The organism is Pseudomonas sp. SWRI154, assembly GCF_014268645.1.
Taxonomy (GTDB): Bacteria; Pseudomonadota; Gammaproteobacteria; order Pseudomonadales; family Pseudomonadaceae; genus Aquipseudomonas; species Aquipseudomonas marvdashtae.
Genome location: NZ_JABWQW010000021.1, coordinates 23,299 through 38,037, shown reverse-complemented (window position 1 = coordinate 38,037; position 14,739 = coordinate 23,299). Strand labels below are relative to the sequence as shown.

Genomic DNA, 14,739 nt, shown 5'->3' with positions numbered 1-14,739 from the left:
TGCTTCTACACGCTAGAACAAACAACCGCCGTGTGTGCAGTTGTTTCGGTTTGACGGCGCACGGATCGCGTCGTTTTTCGTACTCCAGGGAGGAGACATCATGCGCCAACAGGGTTTCAGCCTGATCGAACTGCTCATGGGACTGGCAATCGCCGCAATTGTTCTGCCGTGGGCCGGTACAGGCTACAAAGAGCTGATCGAATCCATCGAACGCAAGGACGCCGCGCAGTTGCTCATCAGCGGTTTGCGCAGCGCCCGCAGCGAAGCCATCACGCGCAACCGAAGGGTGTTGATACAAGGGATAGACAATGATTGGGGCAACGGCTGGCGGATCATGCTGGACAACAAGGAGAAAACCTTGCTGATGGAGCGCAGCAGTCGCGCTCGAGTGGCTGGCAACTCGCCGGTGAAACGCCGGGTAAGGTTCGGTAGCCATGGGGCGGCATTACACGCCAATGGCTCTTTCCAGGCCGGCACGCTGCATGTCTGCGCCAAACGCGGGCCGGTCAGCCACCATCAAGTGATACTGGCGCCCTCCGGCCGCGTCCGCCTGGAAAGTATCAAAGCCGAGCAGGCCCTTTGCGAAAAAGGACTCAAAGCAGCGAGCGGACGCGCAACTCCTTCGGCATCGAGAACGTGATGTTCTCCTCGCGGCCGGACAACTCATCCGCCCCCGTCGCCCCCCAGGCTTGCAACTGCTGGATCACACCGCGTACCAGTACTTCCGGCGCGGAGGCACCGGCGGTAATGCCGATCCGCTCGACACCGTCGAACCAGCTGCGCTGCATGTCCTCGGCACCGTCGATCAGGTACGCCGGGGTGGCCATGCGTTCGGCCAGTTCGCGCAAGCGATTGGAGTTTGAGCTGTTCGGGCTGCCGACCACCAGGACCACATCGCACTCGTCGGCCAATTGCTTGACCGCGTCCTGGCGGTTCTGGGTCGCGTAGCAGATGTCGTCCTTGCGCGGCCCGCCGATGGCCGGAAAACGCGTACGCAGGGCGTCAATGACCCGGCTGGTGTCGTCCATCGATAATGTGGTCTGGGTGACAAAAGCGAGCTTTTCCGGATTGCGCACCTGCAAGGCCGCCACGTCTTCCTCGTCCTCGACCAGGTAGATCGCGCCGCCGTTACTGGCGTCATACTGCCCCATGGTGCCTTCGACTTCCGGATGGCCCGCGTGGCCGATCAGGATGCACTCGCGACCGTCGCGGCTGTAGCGCGCCACTTCGATGTGCACTTTGGTCACCAGCGGACAGGTGGCATCGAACACTTTCAGGCCACGGCCGGCGGCTTCGGTCCGTACCGCCTGGGAAACCCCGTGGGCGCTGAAGATCACGATGACGTCGTCCGGAACCTGGTCCAGTTCCTCGACGAAAATGGCCCCGCGGCTGCGCAGGTCTTCGACGACGAACTTGTTGTGCACCACTTCATGGCGGACATAGATCGGCGGCCCGAAGACTTCCAGGGCGCGATTGACGATTTCGATCGCCCGGTCCACGCCGGCGCAAAAGCCACGGGGGTTGGCGAGTTTGATTTGCATGCTGTGCCTCGTGTCTTGCGCGCAAGAATTGAATCAGTGAACCGGGTGGCAGCAGAACTGCCCATCAAGCGTCAAACCGCTTTGACCTCGAGAATTTCCACTTCGAAATTCAAGGTCTTGCCCGCCAAAGGGTGGTTGAAGTCAACGGTCACCTGGGCATCGTCGAAAGCCTTCACCACGCCCGGCAGCTCGGCGTTGGCCGCGTCATTGAAAATCACCAGCAGGCCCTCGGACAATTCCATGTCCTGGAACTGGGAGCGTGGCATGGTCTGCACGTTTTGCGGGTTGGGCTGACCAAAGGCGTTTTCCGGTGGCACGATCACGGTGCGCTTGTCGCCGGCCTTGAAGCCGAAGATCGCCGCTTCGAAGCCCGGAAGCAGGTTGCCATCACCGACCTTGAACACCGCCGGCGCCTTGTCGAAGGTGCTATCGACGGTGTCGCCGTTTTCCAGGTGCAGGGCGAAGTGAAGCTTCACTTCGGTGTTTTGAGCGATACGCTGCTCAGTCATGGACGGCTTCTCCGGTTTTCTTGCTCTTGAACATGTCCAGTGCGAGCATCACGGCGCCCACGCTGATGGCGCTGTCGGCAAAGTTGAACGCCGGGAAATACCAGCGGTTCTGCCAATGCACCAGGATGAAATCGATCACGTGGCCCAGGGCAATCCGATCATAGAGATTGCCCAGCGCGCCACCCAGGACCAACGCCAACGCCACGGCAAGCCAGGTCTCGTCACGCCCCAGGCGCTTGAGCCAGACCACCAGCACGGCGCTGACAACGATGGCGATCAGCGCGAACAGCCAACGCTGCCAGCCCGAACTGTCGGCCAGGAAGCTGAACGCCGCACCGGTGTTGTATGCCAACGTCCAGCTGAAGTAGTCGGGAATGACCACGATCTGCTGGTACATCGTGAGCGAGCCTTCGAAGTAGTGCTTGCTGGCCTGGTCAATGACCAGAACCAGCACGCTCAACCAGAGCCAGCCCAGCCGCCCGAAGCGGCCCGCCACATTAGGCATAGTGACGAACCTCGCCGGTGCCGCTGATGTTGTCGACGCAACGGCCGCAGATTTCCGGATGCTCCGGGTTCACGCCGACGTCTTCGCGGCAGTGCCAGCAACGGGCGCATTTGGTGTGGTTCGACTTGACGATCTTCAGCTTCAGGCCGCTGACTTCAGTGGTCACCGCATCGGTCGGCGCCTGCGCAAACGGGGCGACACTGGCGGTAGAGGTGATCAGCACGAAGCGCAGCTCGTTGCCCAGCTTGGCCAGGTCGGCACTCAACGCCTCTTCGGCGTACAAGGTCACTTCGGCCTGGAGGTTGCCGCCGACGGCCTTGGCCGCGCGCTGGATCTCCATCTCCTTGTTGACCGCAGCCTTGACCGCCATGATCCGGTCCCAATATGCACGGTCCAGTTCGAAGCCTTGTGGCAGTTCGGTCAGGCCTTCGTACCAGGTGTTGAGCATCACCGATTCGTTGCGCTCGCCCGGCAGGTACTCCCACAGTTCGTCGGCGGTGAACGCCAGGATCGGCGCGATCCAGCGCACCAGCGCTTCGCTGATGTGGAACAGCGCGGTCTGGCACGAACGGCGCGCCTTGCTGTTGGCGCCGGTGGTGTACTGGCGGTCCTTGATGATGTCGAGGTAGAAACCACCGAGCTCCTGCACGCAGAAGTTGTGGATCTTGGAGTAGACGTTCCAGAAGCGGTATTCGCCGTAGTGCTCCTGCAATTCGCGTTGCAGCAACAGGGTCCGGTCCACGGCCCAGCGGTCCAGCGCGAGCATGTCTTCGGCTGGCAGCAGGTCGGTGGCCGGATTGAAACCGGTCAGGTTCGAGAGCAGGAAGCGCGCGGTATTGCGAATACGCCGGTAGGCGTCCGCACTGCGCTGCAGGATCTGCTCGGAAACGGCCATCTCGCCGGAATAATCGGTGGACGCGACCCACAGGCGCATGATGTCGGCGCCCAGGGTGTCGTTGACTTTCTGCGGCGCAATCACGTTGCCCAGGGACTTGGACATCTTGCGGCCGGACTCGTCGACGGTGAAACCGTGGGTCAGCAGTTCACGGTACGGCGCATGGTTGTCGATGGCGCAACCGGTCAGCAACGACGAGTGGAACCAGCCACGGTGCTGGTCCGAACCTTCCAGGTACAAGTCGGCGCGCGGGCCGCTCTCGTGGCCCATCGGGTGCGAGCCGCGCAGCACGTGCCAGTGGGTAGTGCCGGAATCGAACCAGACGTCCAGGGTGTCGCTGATCTTGTCGTACAGCGGCGCTTCGTCGCCCAACAGCTCGGCGGCGTCCATCTTGAACCAGGCTTCGATGCCTTCGACTTCGACGCGCTTGGCAACGTCTTCCATCAGTTCGACGGTGCGCGGGTGCAGTTCGCCGCTTTCCTTGTTCAGGAAGAACGGGATCGGCACGCCCCAGTTGCGCTGGCGGGAGATGCACCAGTCTGGACGGTTAGCGATCATCGAATGCAGGCGCGCCTGGCCCCAGGCCGGCACGAACTGGGTTTCTCCAATGGCCTTGAGCGAACGCTGGCGCAGGGTGTCGCCGCTGGTTGGCTGCTTGTCCATGCCGATGAACCACTGCGCGGTGGCGCGGTAGATCAGCGGGGTCTTGTGACGCCAGCAGTGCATGTAGCTGTGTTCGATGACGGTGGTGTGCAGCAGCGCGCCGACTTCGGTCAACTTGTCGACGATGGCCGGGTTGGCTTTCCAGATGAACTGGCCGCCAAAAAACTCCAGCGATGGCACGTACACGCCATTGCTCTGCACCGGGTTGAGGATGTCGTCGTTGACCATGCCGTACTTCTTGCAAGTCACGAAGTCGTCGACGCCATAGGCCGGCGCGGAGTGAACCACCCCAGTGCCTGCGCCCAGCTCCACGTAGTCGGCCAGGTACACCGGCGACAGGCGGTCATAGAACGGATGACGGAAGTTGATCAGCTCCAGCGCCGACCCCGGGGCGGTGGCGATCACTGAACCTTCGAGGTTGTAGCGGGCCAGGCAGGACTCGACCAATTCTTCGGCCAATACCAGCAGCTTGTCGCCGACATCGACCAGGGCGTAGTTGAATTCCGGGTGAACGTTCAGCGCCTGGTTGGCCGGGATGGTCCACGGCGTGGTGGTCCAGATCACGATCGAGGCGGGCTTGGCGAGCTTGCCCAGGCCGAAAGCGGCGGCGAGCTTGTCTTCATCGGCGATCGGGAACGCGACGTCGATGGTCGAGGACTTCTTGTTCTCGTATTCGACTTCCGCCTCGGCCAGGGCCGAACCGCAGTCGAAGCACCAGTTCACCGGCTTCAGGCCCTTGAATACGAAGCCGCCCTCGACGATTTTCGCCAGGGCACGGATTTCGCCGGCTTCGTTCTTGAAATCCATGGTCTTGTACGGGTTGGCGAAGTCGCCCAGCACGCCGAGACGGATGAATTCGGATTTCTGCCCTTCGATCTGCTCGGTGGCATAGGCGCGGCACAGCTCGCGGGTCTTGTCGGCGCCCAGGTTCTTGCCGTGGGTCACTTCGACCTTGTGTTCGATCGGCAGGCCGTGGCAGTCCCAGCCCGGCACATACGGCGCGTCAAAACCCGACAGGGTCTTGGAGCGGATGATCATGTCCTTGAGAATCTTGTTCAGCGCGTGACCGATGTGGATGGTGCCGTTGGCGTACGGAGGGCCGTCGTGCAGGACGAACTTCGGACGATCCTTGCCAATTTCGCGCAACTTTCCGTACAGGCCAATGCTGTCCCAACGCTGCAGAATCTGTGGTTCGCGCTGAGGCAGGCCGGCCTTCATTGGGAAGGCGGTGTCCGGAAGGTTTAGCGTGGCTTTATAGTCGGTCATTTAAGGCTCTTCATTAGCGATTGGCGCTGGTTGCGACAAGGGCACGGGCGGCGGCGATATCTGCATGGATCGCCGTCTTGAGCGCCTCCAGAGAGGCAAAACGCTGCTCTTCACGCAGCTTCTGGTGGAAAACCACCGTCAAACGCCGGTCATACAGATCGCCGGCAAAATCCAGAATGTGTACTTCGAGATGGGCCTTGCCATCTCCTTGCACCGTGGGCCGTACGCCGATATTGGCGACGCCGGGCCAGGTCTTGCCGTCGGTCTCGACACTCACCAGGAACACCCCGGTCAGCGGCACACGACGGCGCTTGAGTTGCACGTTGGCCGTCGGCGTGCCCAATTGGCGCGCCAGTTTCTGCCCGTGCAGGATCCGTCCAGCAATCCGGTATGGCCGGCCAAGCAAGCGCTCGGCCAGTTCGAAGTCGCCAGCGGCCAAGGCATTGCGAACCTGCGTACTACTGACTCGCAGGCCGTCCATCTCGACGGTCTGAGCGGCTTCGACGGTGAACCCTTGGGCGATGCCAGCCTGTTGCAGGTAATCGAAATCACCTGCCCGGTCACAACCGAAACGGAAATCGTCGCCGACTTCCAAATGCTTCACGTCGAGACCGTCCACCAGGATGGTATCGACGAATTCGGCGGCACTGAGCTTGCTCAGGCGCTGGTTGAAGGCCAGGCAGAGGACCCGATCGACGCCTTCGGCGGCCAGCAGTTGCAGCTTGTCCCGCAGCCGGGCCAGACGGGCCGGGGCGGTGTCCGGGGCGAAAAACTCCCGGGGCTGCGGCTCGAAGATCACCACGCAACTGGGCAGGCCCAACTCCAACGCACGCTCGCGCAGCCGCGCCAGGATAGCCTGGTGGCCACGGTGAACACCGTCAAAGTTGCCAATAGTGGCGACACAGCCCCGATGCCGGGGACGCAGGTTGTGGAGGCCTCGAACCAGCTGCATAACGCGCTTCTTGCTCATAAAGTGGCCGATTATAACCACACCCGGCGGTCGGTGACAGGCAACACCGTAACCCAAAGTGATCGAACCGACAAAACCGCAGCCCGCCCCGGGATTATCGAAGGCTAACGCTCAGCTCAAGGCCTTGCGATTGAAGTCGCGCAGACGGAACCCCATCAGCAGCAACATGCCGAAATACGCCACCACGCCCGCAACAACCAGCGCGCCCAGGCGCAGGAAACGCTCGAGCATTTGCCCCTCGCCCCAGGGCGGCATGAAATGCATCCCGGCCAGCAATACCGCCGACATCACCGTCACGGCGACCAACAGCTTGAAACCGAACCTGGCCCAGCCAGGCTGCGGTTGATACATCTTTTGTTTGCGCAATTGGTAGAACAGCAGCCCGGCGTTGAGGCAGGCGCCGGCGCTGATCGCCAGCGCGAGGCCGGCATGGGCCAGCGGGCCGATGAGCAACAGGTTGAACAACTGCGTCATCACCAGGGTGAAAATAGCGATTTTCACCGGCGTTCGAATGTTCTGCTGGGCATAGAAGCCCGGCGCCAGGACCTTGATCACGATAATTCCGAGCAAACCCACCGAATAGGCGATCAGCGCCCGCTGGGTCATCAGGGCATCGAAGGCATTGAATTGGCCGTACTGGAACAGCGAAACGGTCAACGGCTCCGCCAGGATTCCCAGCGCCAGGGCGCAAGGCAACACCAGCACGAAGCACAGGCGCAGGCCCCAATCGAGGATCCGCGAATATTCATGGCGGTCCTGGCTGGCGTAGGTCTTGGCCAGGGTCGGCAGCAGGATCGTGCCCAGGGCCACGCCCAGCACGCCGGACGGCAACTCCATCAGGCGGTCGGCGTAGTACATCCACGACACCGAGCCGGCCACCAGGAACGAGGCGAAAATGGTGTTGATGATCAAGGAAATCTGGCTCACCGACACCCCCAGGATCGCCGGCAGCATTTGCTTCATCACCCGCCATACGCCGCTGTCGCGCAGGTTCAGCCGCGGCAGCACCAGCATGCCGATCTTTTTCAGGTGCGGCAGTTGATACAACAGTTGCGCCAGACCGCCTACCAGCACGGCCCAGCCAAGGGCCATTACCGGAGGATCGAAGTAAGGCGTCAGGAACACCGCAAAGACGATCATGCTGACGTTGAGCAGCGTTGGCACAAAGGCCGGTACCGAGAAGCGGTTCCAGGTATTGAGGATCGCTCCGGCCAGGGATGACAGGGAAATCAGCAATATATAAGGAAAGGTCACCCGTAAGAGGTCGGAGGTGAGCTGGAATTTTTCCGGCGTATCAGTGAAGCCCGGCGCGGTGGCCCAGATCACCCAGGGCGCGGCGAGCATGCCGGCGGCGGTGACCAGCGCCAGCACCAAGGTCAGCAGGCCGGTGACGTAGGCAATGAATGTGCGGGTCGCCTCGTCGCCTTTCTGGCTTTTATATTCAGCCAGGATCGGTACGAAGGCTTGGGAAAATGCCCCTTCGGCGAAGATCCGTCGCAACAGGTTGGGCAACTTGAAGGCGATGAAGAAGGCGTCGGTGGCCATCCCGGCGCCGAATATCCGTGCGATCAACGTATCGCGAACGAACCCCAGGACCCGGGAAAGCATCGTGATAGAGCTGACGGCGGCCAACGATTTGAGCAGATTCATGAAAAGAGTTTTTGCCTGTCGATAAACAGCAGGCGAACAACGCGCCCACTTGTGCGATACTCCGCGCCGCTAAACAGTGCAGAGCCAAAGCCCGCGAGTTTACAGGTCGCACGCCGGAAAGAAATCCTTCGGTGCGCCGCACCTGCCATTCAGCGGAACGCGTCACCCGCCCTTGACAAGACTTCAACTCATCGGCATGATTCGCGGCCTATTTTGTTTGCTATTTCCCAAAAAGTCTTTCGAGGAGCTCGACGGTGGCCAACACACCTTCCGCCAAAAAACGTGCAAAACAGGCTGAGAAGCGTCGCAGCCACAACGCCAGCCTGCGTTCCATGGTCCGTACCTACATCAAGAACGTAGTCAAGGCCATCGACGCAAAAGACGCTGAAAAAGCTCAAGCTGCTTACGTTCTGGCTGTGCCAGTTATCGACCGCATGGCCGATAAAGGCATCATCCACAAGAACAAGGCTGCTCGCCATAAGAGCCGCCTGAATGGCCACGTAAAGGCCCTGAACGTTGCCGCTGCTGCCTAAGCGACACGCTCATTAAAAAACCGACCCCAGGGTCGGTTTTTTATTGCCTGCGATTCAAGCACCGCAACCATGAGGGCGAGCAGGCCCGCCCACACTTTTTACTGGGCATTCGCCCACGGCAGAATCGGAATGGCCGTCACCGCATTCTGCGGGCTACCCTCGATCACCCGATCGCTATAGACCAGGTACACCAGCGTATTGCGCTTCTTGTCGAGGAAACGCACCACCTGCATGGTCTTGAACACCAGCGAAGTGCGCTCCCTGAAAACCTCGTCACCGTCCTTTAGCTCGCCCTTGAAGCTGATCGGCCCCACTTGACGACAGGCAATGGATGCCTCGGCGCGATCCTCGGCCAAGCCCAGACCGCCCTTCACACCACCCGTCTTGGCGCGCGACAGGTAGCACGTCACCCCGTCCACCTTGGGGTCGTCGAACGCTTCGACGACGATCCGGTCGTTCGGTCCGACAAACTTGAATACGGTCGATACCTGACCGATTTCCTCGGCCGAAGCCAGCAGCGGCAACGCCACCAGCAAGCCGATCAATCCTTTTGCCAAACTCATGATTTTTCCTTAGACGAGGATCAGGTTGTCACGGTGCACCAATTCAGGTTCAGCCATGTAACCCAACAGACCGACAATCGCATCAGACGATTGACCGATGATCTTTTGCGCCTCCAGCGCGCTGTAATTGGCCAGGCCCCGGGCGATCTCGCGACCGTCTGGCGCCACGCACACCACCATTTCACCCCGACGAAAACTACCCTGGACCAACTTAACACCCACCGGCAGCAGGCTCTTGTTGCCCTGGGACAAGGCCGACACAGCGCCGGCGTCCAGCACCAGCGTGCCACGAGTTTGCAGATGCCCGGCCAGCCATTGCTTGCGCGCCGCGAGCATGCCGCGCTCGGGCGACAGCAAGGTGCCAATACGCTCGCCGGCCTTCAGGCGATCCAGCACTCGCTCCAAGCGCCCGCCAACAATAATGGTATGAGCCCCGGAACGAGCAGCCAGACGCGCTGCGCGCAGCTTGGTCTGCATGCCGCCACGGCCCAGCGCTCCGCCAGTACCTCCGGCAACCGCATCCAGCGCCGGGTCATCGGCGCGCGCCTCGTAGATAAGCCTGGCGTCAGGGTTGTTGCGCGGATCGGCATCGAACATGCCGTCGCGATCCGTGAGAATGACCAGCAGGTCCGCCTCCACGAGGTTCGCCACCAATGCCGCAAGGGTGTCGTTGTCGCCGAAACGGATCTCGTCAGTAACCACCGTGTCATTCTCGTTGATCACCGGGATGACCTTGAGCTCCACCAACGCTCGTAATGTGCTGCGGGCGTTGAGGTAGCGCTTGCGATCGGACAAGTCGTCGTGGGTCAGCAGGATCTGCGCCGTATGGCGACCGTGCTCGGCAAAGCTTGATTCCCAGGCTTGCACCAGGCCCATCTGGCCGATGGCGGCGGCGGCCTGCAGCTCATGCATCGCACTGGGTCGCGACGTCCAGCCCAGACGGCTCATACCGGCGGCCACGGCCCCGGAAGAAACCAATACCAGCTCGACGCCGGCTTCATGCAAGGCCACCATTTGCTCGACCCACACCGCCATCGCCGTGCGATCCAGGCCCTTGCCATCCGCTGTCAGCAATGCGCTGCCGATCTTCACGACCCAGCGCTGCGCACCCGTCACCTTGCTCCGCATGTTCTTCAACCTTTGCCAGCGAACGGCGCGACCCAGCGCCGCCCATGGGATTATTCGTATTTGCGTTCTGCAGACACCAAAACGCCGCTCGAATGAGCGGCGCCTTGGAAACCGGCTGGCTGCGATGATAACACCGCGCCCGACCACTTAAACCTGCGGGAGCGGGATCAGCAACGATCAGTCGCGGACGTAGATGATTTCCGGACCGTCTTCGTCATCCACGTCTTCTTCGTCCCAATCGTCGTCGCCGATGTCATGGACCGACTTGACGCCGCTGCGGCGCAACGCACGCTGGTCGTCCAGCGCCTGCAACTGGGCGCGCGCCTCGTCTTCGATGCGCTGGTCGAGCTCGGCCAGTTCTTCCTTATAGGCCGGGTCGTTGGCCAGGCGGTCGGCACGATCTTCCAGGTACCGCATGATGTCGTGGCACAGGCGCTCGGTGTTTTCCTTAGCGATAGCCGAGATCACATAGACCGGACCTTCCCACTCCAGGCGATCGACGATTTCCTTGACCCGCTCCTCATGCTCTTCTTCGAGAATCTGGTCGCATTTGTTCAGCACCAGCCAGCGGTCACGCTCGGCCAGGGCCGGGCTGAACTTGGTCAGCTCGTTGACGATGACTTCGGCGGCATCGGCAGCACTGGTTTCATCCAGCGGCGCCATGTCGACGAGGTGCAGCAACAGGCGGGTACGGGACAAGTGCTTGAGGAAGCGAATCCCCAGGCCAGCCCCTTCGGAAGCGCCTTCGATCAACCCCGGGATGTCGGCGATGACGAAGCTCTTCCAGCGGTCGACACTGACCACACCCAGGTTCGGCACCAAGGTGGTGAACGGGTAGTCGGCCACTTTCGGCTTGGCTGCCGACACCGAGCGAATGAACGTACTTTTACCGGCGTTCGGCAGGCCCAGCAGGCCCACGTCGGCCAACACTTTCATTTCCAGCTTCAGGTCGCGCTGCTCGCCTGGCTTGCCTGGCGTGGTCTGGCGCGGCGCACGGTTGGTACTCGACTTGAAACGGGTATTACCCAGGCCGTGCCAACCGCCGTGGGCGACCAGCAGGCGCTGGCCAGCCTTGGTCAGGTCACCAATGACTTCCTGGGTGGCCGAATCGATCACCGTGGTGCCGACCGGCACACGCAGGATCAGGTCTTCGCCCTTCTTGCCGGTGCAGTCGGTGCTGCCGCCGTTGGAGCCACGCTCGGCATCGAAGTGCCGGGTGTAACGGTAGTCGACCAAGGTGTTGAGGTTTTCGTCGGCGAGCATGTAGATCGAGCCACCATCGCCCCCGTCACCACCGTTCGGACCACCGTTTTCAATGAATTTTTCCCGACGGAAACTCATGCAACCGTTACCGCCGTCGCCAGCCTTTACTCGAATCGATACTTCATCAACAAACTTCATGACACACGCCTCTCGCCGTACGGACGAGCCGAAAAAAACAAGACATAAGACTCTTGCAAAAATGAGCGCAGCGACCTGAAAACACGCCCAACCGCAGCGCCGACAGCCCATACAAACAGTTTTGCAAGAGACTCACCCCACAAACGAAAAAGCCCCGTCGCAAGACAGGGCTTTTCCAGCGATCTCGCAATTAAGCTGCGACAACGCTCACGTAACGGCGGTTGAACGCGCCCTTTACTTCGAACTTGATCACGCCTTCGATTTTCGCGAAGAGGGTGTGATCCTTACCCATGCCAACACCGTAACCGGCGTGGAATTGGGTGCCGCGCTGACGCACGATGATGTTGCCCGGAATAATTTTCTGGCCGCCATACATCTTCACGCCAAGGCGTTTGGCTTCTGAGTCGCGACCGTTACGGGTACTACCACCAGCTTTTTTGTGTGCCATGAGTTCAATTCTCCTAGTGAGGAATTAGGCTGAAAATTAAGCCTGAATACCGGTGATTTTGATCTCGGTGTACCACTGGCGGTGGCCCATACGCTTCATGTGGTGCTTACGACGACGGAACTTGATGATGCGGACTTTATCGTGACGACCTTGGGAGATCACTTCAGCCACAACGGTAGCGCCAGCAACGACTGGAGCGCCGATATTCACGTCATCGCCATTGGCGACCAACAGAACGCGATCAAAAGTCACGGATTCGCCGGTAGCGATTTCCAGTTTTTCGATCTTCAGGTATTCACCTGGGGCGACCTTGTATTGCTTGCCACCAGTAACAATTACTGCGTACGACATGGTATTTCTCCGATAATCCTGCTCACCCAGCGCTTTATAAGAAGAGGTATTGGCTGGCATGGCTGCATGGGCTGGAAGGCCCGGATGCAATTGCGTAAGGCAGGTGCTGCCCAGGAAGTTCAGGGTGCGCGATTGTACGCAAGCCCGTCGAGCCTTGCAAGTAGCCGCTCGCACTGCAAGAGCATGCGCCTTGACACCTGCGGACGTGGGTCCTAGCATGCCGCGCAACCCTTCTGGAGCGCCTGTCGCTGATGCAACCCCAAGCTTTCTACCGCGCTGTGGCGGACGATTTTAGCGCCGTCGACGGTATCATCAAGAAGCAGCTGACTTCCCGAGTGCCGCTGGTGTCGAAAATCGGCGACTACATCACTTCGGCCGGGGGCAAGCGCCTGCGTCCTTTATTGGTGCTTTTGTGCGGCAAGGCCCTGGGTCGCGAAGGCGACGATATGCGCCTGCTGGCCGCCACCATCGAATTCCTGCACACCGCGACGCTGCTGCACGACGACGTGGTCGACATGTCCGGCATGCGCCGTGGCCGCTCGACCGCCAATGCAATGTGGGGCAACGCCCCGAGCGTGCTGGTGGGTGACTTCCTGTATTCGCGCTCGTTCGAAATGATGGTCGAACTGGGCTCGATGCCGGTGATGAAGATCCTGTCCCAGGCCACTCGCATCATCGCCGAAGGCGAAGTGTTGCAACTGTCCAAGGTCCGCGACGCCAGCACCACCGAAGAAACCTACATGGAAGTCATCCGCGGCAAGACCGCGATGCTTTTCGAAGCCTCGACCCACAGCGCAGCGGCATTGGCCGGCGCCAGCGCCGAGCAGAGCGAAGCCCTGCGCACCTTCGGCGATCACTTGGGCGTGGCCTTCCAGTTGGTGGACGACCTGTTGGACTACAAGGGCGACGCAGAGACCCTGGGCAAGAACGTCGGTGACGACCTCGCCGAAGGCAAGCCGACCCTGCCGCTGATCTACACCATGCGCGAAGGCACGCCTGAACAGGCCGCCCTGGTGCGCCAGGCGATCCAGAAAGGCGGAATCGAAGACCTGGAAAGCATCCGCGCCGCAGTCGAAGCTTCCGGCTCGCTGGAATACACCGCAAACCTGGCCCGGGATTATGTGGCTCGGGCAATCAAATGCCTCGACGCCCTGCCTGCCAGCGAGTATCGCGACGCGCTGGTGGAATTGAGCGAGTTTGCGGTGGCGCGTACGCACTGATCCACAGCGGATTTTTGTGGCGAGGGAGCTTGCTCCCGCTCGGCGGCGCAGCCGTCGTAAAACCGGCTGACGCGATCCTTCTGAATGATCGCAGCAATCCAATTGGGGCTGCTTCAACCCAGCGGGAGCAAGCTCCCTCGCCACAGAAGCCCCGCATCACCCTCCTCGCAACAAAACCCTATACAATGTGCGCCCTTTTGACCTCCTGATACTCAAGGAACCCCAGTGAGCACGTTGCCTCCCTGCCCTGCCTGCAATTCCGAATACACCTACGAAGACGGTACTCAACTGGTCTGCCCGGAGTGCGCCCACGAATGGTCCGCCAGCGGCGAAGCTGAAGCGGCGTCCGATGACACCGTGAAGAAAGATTCGGTCGGCAATGTCCTACAGGACGGCGATACCATCACCGTGATCAAAGATCTCAAGGTCAAGGGCACGTCGTTGGTGGTCAAGGTCGGAACCAAGGTCAAGAACATCCGCTTGTGCGATGGCGATCACGACATCGACTGCAAGATCGACGGCATCGGACCGATGAAGCTCAAATCCGAGTTCGTCAGAAAAGTCTGAAAAAGCCGTATTCCCATCCCGCGCCTTGCGTGGGATGGCGCTTAACCATCCCTGGCACGCGCCCCATTCCACACGCCCCGCCTTTTGCCAGCCGCATCGAGCTGATGCAACCCATCGTCAGAAAAACAATCGGCACGCCAATAGAGACTTGCTATTTAGCGAATAAGAATTATTCTCATCGAACCCCATCAAGGAGATGAGACCCATGACTTATTTGATCGATGCCTGGCTGGACCGCCCACATCCCTACCTCAGGATCCTGCATCGGGAAACCGGGGAAGTCTGCGCGGTGCTTGAAGAAGAAGCGTTGAACGAGCTACAGGACCAGGGCGATCTGGACCTTAACAGCCTCAACTCCAGCGAACCGCTGGTGCTCAAGGAGCTGGTGCGAAACCTGTTCCTGTTCTGCTACGCCCGGGCGTTGCGCCCCACTGGCGATTTCAATGGCAGGTTCCATGGATAACGACGTACAGACTATGTGAGAGCGAGCAACCTCGCTCCCACAAAAGTCTGCTCAAGCGTCGATGCG

Annotated in this window: 16 protein-coding genes; 5 read left to right on the top strand and 11 right to left on the bottom strand. The window is 60.6% G+C overall.

All coding sequences use genetic code 11. The features are described 5' to 3' along the window. Nucleotides 1–100: 100 nt before the first annotated feature. The gene (locus HU806_RS18335) at nucleotides 101–640 is read left to right on the top strand and encodes a GspH/FimT family pseudopilin (RefSeq protein ID WP_186613049.1); all 540 of its coding nucleotides are present in this window, start codon (nucleotides 101–103) and stop codon (nucleotides 638–640) included. Here HU806_RS18335 and ispH read toward each other — a convergent pair. The 6 genes from ispH to murJ all read right to left on the bottom strand — a co-directional run bounded on the left by ispH (nucleotide 594) and on the right by murJ (nucleotide 7,999). Beyond that, the gene (gene ispH, locus HU806_RS18330) at nucleotides 594–1,541 is read right to left on the bottom strand and encodes a 4-hydroxy-3-methylbut-2-enyl diphosphate reductase (protein ID WP_186613047.1); all 948 of its coding nucleotides are present in this window, start codon (nucleotides 1,539–1,541) and stop codon (nucleotides 594–596) included. The genes HU806_RS18335 and ispH overlap by 47 nt on opposite strands. Before the next feature lie 71 nt (nucleotides 1,542–1,612). Then, on the bottom strand, nucleotides 1,613–2,050 hold the full coding sequence (gene fkpB, locus HU806_RS18325; protein WP_186613045.1) for an FKBP-type peptidyl-prolyl cis-trans isomerase: 438 nt from the start codon (nucleotides 2,048–2,050) through the stop codon (nucleotides 1,613–1,615). Continuing rightward, nucleotides 2,043–2,555 (bottom strand): signal peptidase II, encoded by a 513-nt coding sequence (gene lspA, locus HU806_RS18320; RefSeq protein WP_186613043.1) that lies wholly within the window; start codon nucleotides 2,553–2,555, stop codon nucleotides 2,043–2,045. The genes fkpB and lspA overlap by 8 nt, the downstream gene beginning before the upstream one ends. Beyond that, nucleotides 2,548–5,379, bottom strand: a complete 2,832-nt coding sequence (gene ileS, locus HU806_RS18315) for an isoleucine--tRNA ligase (protein WP_186613041.1) — start codon at nucleotides 5,377–5,379, stop codon at nucleotides 2,548–2,550. Before ileS ends, lspA begins: the two co-directional genes overlap by 8 nt. Nucleotides 5,380–5,392: 13 nt before the next feature. After that, the gene (ribF, locus tag HU806_RS18310) at nucleotides 5,393–6,331 is read right to left on the bottom strand and encodes a bifunctional riboflavin kinase/FAD synthetase (protein ID WP_186613039.1); all 939 of its coding nucleotides are present in this window, start codon (nucleotides 6,329–6,331) and stop codon (nucleotides 5,393–5,395) included. A 129-nt stretch (nucleotides 6,332–6,460) separates the two neighbouring features. Beyond that, a complete protein-coding gene (gene murJ, locus HU806_RS18305; RefSeq protein WP_186613037.1) occupies nucleotides 6,461–7,999 on the bottom strand; it encodes a murein biosynthesis integral membrane protein MurJ in 1,539 nt (512 codons plus the stop codon). A 254-nt stretch (nucleotides 8,000–8,253) separates the two neighbouring features. On the opposite strand from murJ, the gene rpsT reads away from it, so the two are divergent. After that, nucleotides 8,254–8,532, top strand: coding sequence for a 30S ribosomal protein S20 (rpsT, locus tag HU806_RS18300; RefSeq protein ID WP_003185593.1), 279 nt, complete (start codon nucleotides 8,254–8,256; stop codon nucleotides 8,530–8,532). Nucleotides 8,533–8,630: 98 nt separating this feature from the next. Here rpsT and HU806_RS18295 read toward each other — a convergent pair whose 3' ends face one another. The 5 genes from HU806_RS18295 to rplU all read right to left on the bottom strand — a co-directional run bounded on the left by HU806_RS18295 (nucleotide 8,631) and on the right by rplU (nucleotide 12,423). After that, a complete protein-coding gene (locus HU806_RS18295) occupies nucleotides 8,631–9,095 on the bottom strand; it encodes a CreA family protein (RefSeq protein WP_186613035.1) in 465 nt (154 codons plus the stop codon). A 9-nt stretch (nucleotides 9,096–9,104) separates the two neighbouring features. Further along, nucleotides 9,105–10,223, bottom strand: a complete 1,119-nt coding sequence (gene proB / locus HU806_RS18290; protein ID WP_186613033.1) for a glutamate 5-kinase — start codon at nucleotides 10,221–10,223, stop codon at nucleotides 9,105–9,107. Between the two features lie 177 nt (nucleotides 10,224–10,400). Continuing rightward, complete coding sequence (cgtA, locus tag HU806_RS18285; RefSeq protein WP_039593902.1) at nucleotides 10,401–11,624, bottom strand: Obg family GTPase CgtA; 1,224 nt, start codon at nucleotides 11,622–11,624, stop codon at nucleotides 10,401–10,403. 190 nt (nucleotides 11,625–11,814) lie between these two features. Next, nucleotides 11,815–12,072, bottom strand: a complete 258-nt coding sequence (gene rpmA, locus HU806_RS18280) for a 50S ribosomal protein L27 (protein ID WP_003176049.1) — start codon at nucleotides 12,070–12,072, stop codon at nucleotides 11,815–11,817. Nucleotides 12,073–12,108: 36 nt separating this feature from the next. After that, a complete protein-coding gene (rplU, locus tag HU806_RS18275) occupies nucleotides 12,109–12,423 on the bottom strand; it encodes a 50S ribosomal protein L21 (RefSeq protein ID WP_003176051.1) in 315 nt (104 codons plus the stop codon). Between the two features lie 251 nt (nucleotides 12,424–12,674). Between rplU and HU806_RS18270 the strand changes: the two genes are divergently transcribed. From HU806_RS18270 to HU806_RS18260, 3 genes are all read left to right on the top strand, one after another. Then, nucleotides 12,675–13,643, top strand: coding sequence for a polyprenyl synthetase family protein (locus HU806_RS18270; RefSeq protein ID WP_186613031.1), 969 nt, complete (start codon nucleotides 12,675–12,677; stop codon nucleotides 13,641–13,643). A gap of 225 nt (nucleotides 13,644–13,868) precedes the next feature. Further along, nucleotides 13,869–14,210 (top strand): zinc ribbon domain-containing protein YjdM, encoded by a 342-nt coding sequence (locus HU806_RS18265; protein WP_186613029.1) that lies wholly within the window; start codon nucleotides 13,869–13,871, stop codon nucleotides 14,208–14,210. A gap of 205 nt (nucleotides 14,211–14,415) precedes the next feature. Continuing rightward, on the top strand, nucleotides 14,416–14,673 hold the full coding sequence (locus HU806_RS18260; RefSeq protein ID WP_186613028.1) for a PA4570 family protein: 258 nt from the start codon (nucleotides 14,416–14,418) through the stop codon (nucleotides 14,671–14,673). The last annotated feature ends 66 nt before the right edge of the window (nucleotides 14,674–14,739 follow it).

Bases quoted from the DNA above. Each gene is read 5' to 3' on its own strand.
- HU806_RS18295 (WP_186613035.1), bottom strand. From the start codon at position 9,095: ATGAGTTTGGCAAAAGGATTGATCGGCTTGCTGGTGGCGTTGCCGCTG.
- ribF (WP_186613039.1), bottom strand. From the start codon at position 6,331: ATGCAGCTGGTTCGAGGCCTCCACAACCTGCGTCCCCGGCATCGGGGC.
- murJ (WP_186613037.1), bottom strand. From the start codon at position 7,999: ATGAATCTGCTCAAATCGTTGGCCGCCGTCAGCTCTATCACGATGCTT.
- HU806_RS18260 (WP_186613028.1), top strand. From the start codon at position 14,416: ATGACTTATTTGATCGATGCCTGGCTGGACCGCCCACATCCCTACCTC.
- rpmA (WP_003176049.1), bottom strand. From the start codon at position 12,072: ATGGCACACAAAAAAGCTGGTGGTAGTACCCGTAACGGTCGCGACTCA.
- fkpB (WP_186613045.1), bottom strand. From the start codon at position 2,050: ATGACTGAGCAGCGTATCGCTCAAAACACCGAAGTGAAGCTTCACTTC.
- HU806_RS18270 (WP_186613031.1), top strand. From the start codon at position 12,675: ATGCAACCCCAAGCTTTCTACCGCGCTGTGGCGGACGATTTTAGCGCC.
- ispH (WP_186613047.1), bottom strand. From the start codon at position 1,541: ATGCAAATCAAACTCGCCAACCCCCGTGGCTTTTGCGCCGGCGTGGAC.
- rplU (WP_003176051.1), bottom strand. From the start codon at position 12,423: ATGTCGTACGCAGTAATTGTTACTGGTGGCAAGCAATACAAGGTCGCC.
- proB (WP_186613033.1), bottom strand. From the start codon at position 10,223: ATGCGGAGCAAGGTGACGGGTGCGCAGCGCTGGGTCGTGAAGATCGGC.
- lspA (WP_186613043.1), bottom strand. From the start codon at position 2,555: ATGCCTAATGTGGCGGGCCGCTTCGGGCGGCTGGGCTGGCTCTGGTTG.
- cgtA (WP_039593902.1), bottom strand. From the start codon at position 11,624: ATGAAGTTTGTTGATGAAGTATCGATTCGAGTAAAGGCTGGCGACGGC.
- ileS (WP_186613041.1), bottom strand. From the start codon at position 5,379: ATGACCGACTATAAAGCCACGCTAAACCTTCCGGACACCGCCTTCCCA.
- HU806_RS18335 (WP_186613049.1), top strand. From the start codon at position 101: ATGCGCCAACAGGGTTTCAGCCTGATCGAACTGCTCATGGGACTGGCA.